3 protein-coding genes and 1 pseudogene are annotated in these 6,717 nt (G+C 71.5%); all 4 read right to left on the reverse strand.

The window, feature by feature from the left end:
• Positions 1-4,510, reverse strand: a 4,510-nt coding sequence (locus tag BJQ90_RS14320; protein ID WP_226760919.1) for a DEAD/DEAH box helicase, incomplete at its 3' end; no start/stop codon positions are given.
• Positions 4,511-4,646: 136 nt separating this feature from the next.
• Positions 4,647-5,285 carry a DUF4232 domain-containing protein gene (locus tag BJQ90_RS14325; RefSeq protein WP_226760920.1) on the reverse strand — a complete coding sequence of 213 codons (639 nt, stop codon included), beginning with the start codon at positions 5,283-5,285 and terminating at the stop codon, positions 4,647-4,649.
• 101 nt (positions 5,286-5,386) lie between these two features.
• Complete coding sequence (locus BJQ90_RS14330; protein WP_264197298.1) at positions 5,387-6,106, reverse strand: YcnI family protein; 720 nt, start codon at positions 6,104-6,106, stop codon at positions 5,387-5,389.
• A gap of 195 nt (positions 6,107-6,301) precedes the next feature.
• Positions 6,302-6,717, reverse strand: a pseudogene (locus BJQ90_RS14335) (hypothetical protein); the annotation flags it as partial.

A 6,717-nucleotide genomic window follows, 5' to 3' on the forward strand; every position in this document is an offset into this window, starting at 1 on the left:
GGATGGTGGCATCCAGCTCGGGGGCGGGGAGGGCGGACCAGCGGCCTGCGGCCAGCGGGGGAGTGGGCGCAGTCCCGGTGACGGAGCCGTACCGGCCTCCGGTCAGACCGGGGGATCCGAGCAAACCGGTCCCGTGGGCGCGGCCCAGCCGGCTCAGCCGGGGGGCCCGGGCGCGCGGCGCGCGGGCGACCTGCCGGTGCGCGGTGTGCCCGCCGGCAATCATGGCGCGGACCGGGGCGAAGGTGTCGCCCGTGATCCGGCCCGCCCAGGCGAGGTCCCAGAGCGCTGAGACGACGTCCTGGTCGCTGAGTACAGAGTCCATGCCGCCGGCGACGTCTGTCAGTTGCCGGAAGAAGTAGCCGCCGCCGTTGTTGCGCAGGTGGTCCAGCAGCCGCTGCTGCGCGTCACCGGGCTCGAAGTCGATTGCCGGATTGAGGGTCAGCTCGGCCGAGTCGGCCAGATGCAGGCTGACCCAGCCGTCGTTGCCGGGCAGCGCCCCTGCACCGGACCAGAGCACTTCGCCGGCGGCCATGAGCTCATCGAGCATGGCCGGCTGGTAATCGGTCACCCTGCTGGCGAGGACCAGCGTTTCCCAGGCGGAGGCCGGAACAGGCACCCCGGACAGCTGGTCGACGGCGGTAATGATCCCGTCCAGCCCGCGCAGCGCCGACTGCCCGCGCTTGCCCGGGACACGGACGTTCTGCCAGGCCGGCAGGAAGCGGCCGTAGGCGGCGGCATCCACGGGCTCGACTTCGGCCCGAAGCGCGGCGAGTGAGCGGCGGCGGAGCTTGCGCAGGACTTCCGCGTCGCACCATTCACTGACCCCGGCCAGCGACGGGGCTGCGGGGGCCGCTTGCGTCGCTGCCGCGGCGCCCGAGACCGCTTCCCCGCCCGCGCCTTGGACCGCTTCGCCGCCGCTTTCGCCGTCGCCGTCGTCGGCTCCCGGAGTCGGCGCCGCCGGTGGTGCGGCGTGCGGGCGGAACTCACCTTCCACCACCCGTCCGTCCGCGGCGAGCCGCTTCAGCGCGGTGCCGACGACGGCGACGCCGAGTCCCAGCCGGGCTGCGGCCTCGGCGGAGGTGAACGGTCCGTGGGTGCGGGCATAACGCGAGACGAGGTCGCCCAACGGGTCAGCGACCGGTTCGATGAAGGCCAGCGGCACACCCATCGGCAACGGAACACCGAGGGCGTCGCGCAGGCGGGCGGCGTCCTCCACGGCGGCGTAGCGCTCGGCGCCGCCGACGTTGACTTTGATGGCGCGGTTGGCGCGCTGGAGGGCGACCAGATGCGCGGACGCATCGGCGACGGGGGCCGCGCGCCCGGCGGCCGGTTCGGCGGCCGGATCCTGGGCAAGCCCAGCCTCGGCAAGCCCAGCCTCGGCAAGCCCAGCCGCGCCAGACTCCGCCGCCGGTGCCGCGTCGGCCGCAAATTCAAGCCGGGCGGCGACTTCCGCCGGGTTCAGCGGGCCGAGCAGGCGGAGCAGGTCCGCGACCCCCTCGAGCCCGCGCACCTTGCGGTCCGGCGCGAGCCGCTGCAGCTCCCGCTCGGTGGCGTCAATGACCTTGGCATCGAGCAGTTCGCGCAGCTCGACCCGGCCCAGGAGTTCGTTGAGCAGGGTCGAATCCAGCGCCAGCGCGGCGGCCCGGCGCTCGGCCAGCGGGGAATCGCCCTCGTAGAGGAACTGCGCGACGTAGCCAAAGAGCAGGGACTTGGCGAAGGGCGACGGCTGCTGGGTGGTGGTTTGCAGAATCCGCAGCTCGCGGCGCTCGATGGACGCGGCGATGTCCTTGAGGGCCGGAAGGTCGTACACGTCCTGCAGGCATTCGCGCACGGTCTCGAGGACGATCGGGAACGTGGGGTACTTTCGGGCGACGTCCAGCAGCTGCGCGGAGCGCTGGCGCTGCTGCCACAGGGGCTGCCGTTTGCCGGGGTTCTGCCGGGGCAGCAGCAGGGCCCGGGCGGCGCACTCACGGAAACGGGAGGCGAACAGCGCGCTGCCGCCGACCTCCGCCGTCACGATCTGTTCGAGTTCCTCCGGATCGAACAGGAACAGCTCGGCCCCGGGCGGCTCGTCCTCCATCATGGGCACGCGCAGCACGATCCCGTCGTCGGCGGCCATCGCGGAGCCGTCCAGCCCAAAGCGCTGGTGCAGTCGCTGCCCGACGGCCAGGGCCCACGGCGCGTGCACCGGCATGCCGAACGGGCTGTGCAGCACCACCCGCCAGTCGCCAAGTTCGTCGTGGAAACGCTCCACCACCAGGGTCGTGTCGCTGGGGACCACCTCGGTGGCCAGCTTCTGCTCGGCGAGGTACTGGATGAGGTTGTTGGCGGCGAAATCGTCCAGGCCGCTGGCTTTGCAGCGTTCCATCGCCGGGCCGACGTCGGACGCGGAGAGTTCGCGCACGAACGCGCCCAGGGCGCGGCCCAGGTCCACCGGGCGGCCGAGGGAGTCACCCTTCCAGAACGGGAGTTTTCCCGGTTGGCCGAAAGCAGGGGAGACCAGGACCCGGTCGTGGGTGATGTCCTCGATCTTCCAGCTGGTGGCGCCCAGGGCGAACACGTCGCCGACCCGGGATTCGTAGACCATTTCCTCGTCGAGCTCTCCCACCCGGCGGCCGCCCTTCGCCGCCGCCGCGGCCGGGCTGGCCGCCCTGCCGTCGCCGCTGGCGGAGCCCGGGGATCCTGAGCCTTCCGTTTCGGTGCCGATGATGTAGACGCCGAAGAGTCCGCGGTCCGGGATGGTGCCGCCGGAGGTGACGGCCAGCCGCTGCGCGCCGGGGCGCCCCTCGATGGTGCCGGCGTTCCGGTCCCAGATGATCCGGGGCCGCAGTTCGGCGAACTCGTCCGAGGGGTAGCGGCCGGCCAATAGGTCCAGGGTGGCCTCGAAGGCGGAACGTGGGAGCGAGGCGAACGGTGCCGAGCGCCGCACGGTGGCGAACCATTCCTCCACATCGATGGCGCCCAGCGCCGTGGCCGCAACGGTCTGCTGCGCGAGGATGTCCAGCGGGTTCGCGGGCACGTAGAGCCGTTCGATTTTGCCGGCGAGCATCCGTTCCACGGTGATCGTGGTGTGCACCAGATCCGCGCGGTGCTTCGGGAACAGCACACCCTGGGAGATCTCGCCGACCTGGTGGCCGGCACGGCCCACCCGCTGCAGCCCGCTGGCCACGGAGGGCGGGGATTCCACCTGCACCACGAGGTCCACGGCGCCCATGTCGATGCCGAGTTCCAGCGAGGAGGTGGCCACGACGCAGCGCAGCCGTCCGGATTTCAGGTCATCCTCGATCAGGGCCCGCTGGTCCTTGGAGACCGAGCCGTGGTGGGCGCGGGCCAGGACCGGGTCGGCGCCTGCGGTGCTGCCGGCCTGGGCCATCATGTGTGCCGGTGTCGCGGTGGAGGTGGGCAGCGCCGGGGCGCCGCCGGCAGGCGCCCCCGCCGGTTCGAAGTCCGGAGCCCCGGCGCCAAACTTGCCCCAGCCGCCGCCCGCGGCCATCAGCTGCCGCTCGGCATAGATCTCGTTGAGCCGGGCGGTCAGGCGTTCGGCGAGCCGGCGGGAATTGGCGAACACAATCGTGGACTGGTTGGCCAGCACCAGGTCCACGATCTTTTCCTCCACGTGCGGCCAGATCGATGCCTGCGGCTGCAGCCCGGATGCGGGTCCGGAGTCGAACGCGCCGGCGGCGCCCTGCAGGTCGGACATGTCCTCCACCGGGACAGAGACCGTCAGATCCCAGGTCTTCTTCGAGGGCGGGGCCACGATTTCCACCGGTGCGGAGCCGGCGAGGAACTGGGCCACCAGTTCCTTCGGCTCGACGGTGGCCGAGAGTCCGATCCGCTGGGCGGGTTTCGGGAGCAAAGCATCAAGGCGTTCCAGGGACACGGCCAGGTGGGCGCCGCGTTTGGTGCCCGCAACGGCATGGACCTCGTCGACGATGATGGTGTCCACCTCGCTCAGCGTCTCCCGCGCCTTGGACGTGAGCATGAGGAACAGCGATTCGGGTGTGGTGATCAGGATGTCCGGCGGGTTGCTCAGCAGCGAGCGGCGGTCCGACGCCGGGGTATCACCGGAGCGGACGCCCACGGTGATCAGCGGGGCCGGCAGGCCGAGGCGTTTGGCAGTCTGGATGATCCCGATCAGCGGCGCGCGGAGGTTGCGTTCGACGTCGACGCCTAGCGCCTTGAGCGGGGAAATATAGAGCACCCGGGTCTTGCGCTTGGGCGCCTTCCGCCGGGTTCCTTTCACGGCGTCCAGACCGGGCAGCCCCTCGGGTTCGGCGGGGGCTGAGACGAGCAGGCGGTCCAGCGCCCAGAGGAAGGCGGCGAGGGTTTTGCCGGAGCCGGTGGGGGCGACGACGAGCGCGTGCGCGCCGGAGGAGATCGCCTTCCAGGCGCCGTTCTGGGCCGGGGTGGGCGCAGCGAATGCACCCAGGAACCAGTCCCGGGTCGGCCGGCTGAACCGGTCCATGGCGTCGGCCGCGAGTGTCCCGCCGGCGAGCTCCTGCCCCTTCATTCCTCCATCATGCCTTAGGCCGCCGACAGGGAATGGCGGGCGCTAATCCAAGCGGTCTCACCCCCGCCGAGGTATCACTTCGTGCCCATGTTTCGGACGGTCATGGGCGCGAACTCTCACCTCGGCGTCTGCGGGGTTACTGGGCCTGGAAGGCGCCAATGGTGAGCAGTTGCGTGCCGGTGTCGCTGCAGGCATCCCTGGCCTGGGCGATGAACAGCGAGGCGGTGTCCTCGGGAGGGTAGATGCGGAAGCCGGCGGCCGGGGCCATCATGCAGTCCGGATGGTTGGCTGCCTGGCTGTAGCGCAGCGTCGCGGCACCGGCCTGCCCTGGGGCGAGCAGGACGTCGGCAACCGGGGTGGTTTCGTCGCGGACTGCCGCGGCGCCGATCGGGTCGCCGTTGGCATCAGCGGTGAGGGAGACGCCGGGGAAGCCCTTCAACAGGCACGGCTCGGCGCCGGAGTTTGTGAGGATCAGCGTCATGTAGATGCTGCCGGCCGCGCCGCCGCCGGTGGAATCGATCGTGCCCGTCAGGCCGGAGGCCTTGCACAGCCCGGGGCCGGCCGGAGTGGATACCGTCGGAGCGGCGGCCGGGGAGCTGGCGGCCGTTGCCGTGCCGGAGGCGGCGGGCTGGCTCGCGGAGCTTGCGGGGGAGGACGCCGGGGCGCTGGACGTCTGGGACTGCGGCGTGCCGGCGCCGCAGCCGGCGAGGAGGAGCGCTGCCGCGGCCGCCGTCGTCGTGAGTAGCAGTCTGTTCTTGGTTCGCTGAGCCGTCATGGCACCACCTTCATGCCCGGCGAGGCCTGAGTCAACGACGCCACGACGGCGGCGCCCGATTGATGCCCGGATTGTGATTTCCGGGCATCAATCGAGGTCAGCTACTCCTTGGGCGCGGAGCCGGGTGCCGGCACGCGGACCGGCCGCGGCTTGCTGCCCCGGCTGCGGGCCAGTGCGAGGCCGCCGAGCGCCAGGCCGCCGACCCCAGCCACCAGGCCGGCCCAGCTGCGGGCCTGGGCGCCGCCGTCGTTCACCGCGGCGGCCTGGACCGTCCCAGCTGCCGGGTCCGAAGCGCTGGCGGCGTGGGCGCTGTGCCCGTCAGCGGCAGCGTCGGCCGCGACGGTGGCGGTGACCGTGACGGACGGGGCCGGAGCCTTGAGCGAGTGCGGATCCTGTCCTTCGGCGGGGAGCTGCGACCAGTCGGTCTGGCCGACCTCGCAGTTTTGCAGCGTCGGGAAGTACAGGGTCTTCCCCGCAACGTCGGGCAGCTTCACCGAGAGCACCAGGGCATCCCTCAGGGCGGGTTCCAGAGGTGCCTTGGCGGTGTAGACGATCTGGCTGGTCCGCTTGGTGATGGAGGTGCCGTCGGGGAGTTTCTTCGGCTCGGCCAGCTGTTCTGTGACCTTTGCGGCTGTCCAGTTCGGGTTGACCGTGGGCTGCGCATCGTTGAGTTCGGCGGGCAGGGTGATGGTTACCTTGGTGGTCCCGGACTCCTCGCAGCCGTGCGGGATTCCGAAGGTCAGCAGGGCATAGGAGTTCGCGGTGGCCTTGTCTGGGGTGACGCCGACGTGCGCCGAGGCGCCGGAAATGCCGGCGAGCATCAGGGCAGCGGTTCCGCCGGCCACCGCCGTGGCGGTGAGGGTTCGGCGCAGGACGGGGATGGGTGAAGTCTTCACAGGGGTTGCCTTTCAGGCGTGCTGCTGCGCAGGGCAGGAACACAAAAATGGGGGGTGGCGCGGCGGGGACGCCGATGTTCCGGGAGATAGGGAACAGGCGCGGCCGCGGCCGGAAAAGAGTCAGGAAAAGACGACGGCGGCGGGCGGCCCGCGGCGGCAATCACGCCGGAGGTTCCGCCACGGCAGCGGCGCGGACTCGGTGCGCCAGCCGGCGGCTGCCGGTGCCACGACGGCGTCGGGCGTCACGGGAGCGGGGAGGCGGAACAGGGGGCGGAGCCAGGCCGCGAGGGACCACAGGGCCGCCTCGCCCTTGGCGAGGAGCAGTGCGCAGAGGAGCGTTGCGAGTGTGTGGCCGGCCAGCATCAGCAGGGAAAGTTGGGTGTCCAGCCCCGAGTCCGTGAGGTGGCTGTCAACATTGGTGGGGAGGGGAACCGCCGTGAGGTGGTGCCCGAGTCCGCCCTGCCGTCCGAAGGCGGAGCCGGCGGGGGCCGGTCCGCTGAAGGCGGTGAAGGCCTCGTGCAGCACCAGTTGTCCGG

The organism is Arthrobacter sp. SO3 (assembly GCF_020532825.1).
In the GTDB taxonomy this organism is placed as follows: domain Bacteria; phylum Actinomycetota; class Actinomycetes; order Actinomycetales; family Micrococcaceae; genus Arthrobacter.

Coding starts and splice junctions, on each gene's coding strand:
- BJQ90_RS14330 (WP_264197298.1), bottom strand. CDS start 6,106: ATGCTCGCCGGCATTTCCGGCGCCTCGGCGCACGTCGGCGTCACCCCA.
- BJQ90_RS14325 (WP_226760920.1), bottom strand. CDS start 5,285: ATGACGGCTCAGCGAACCAAGAACAGACTGCTACTCACGACGACGGCG.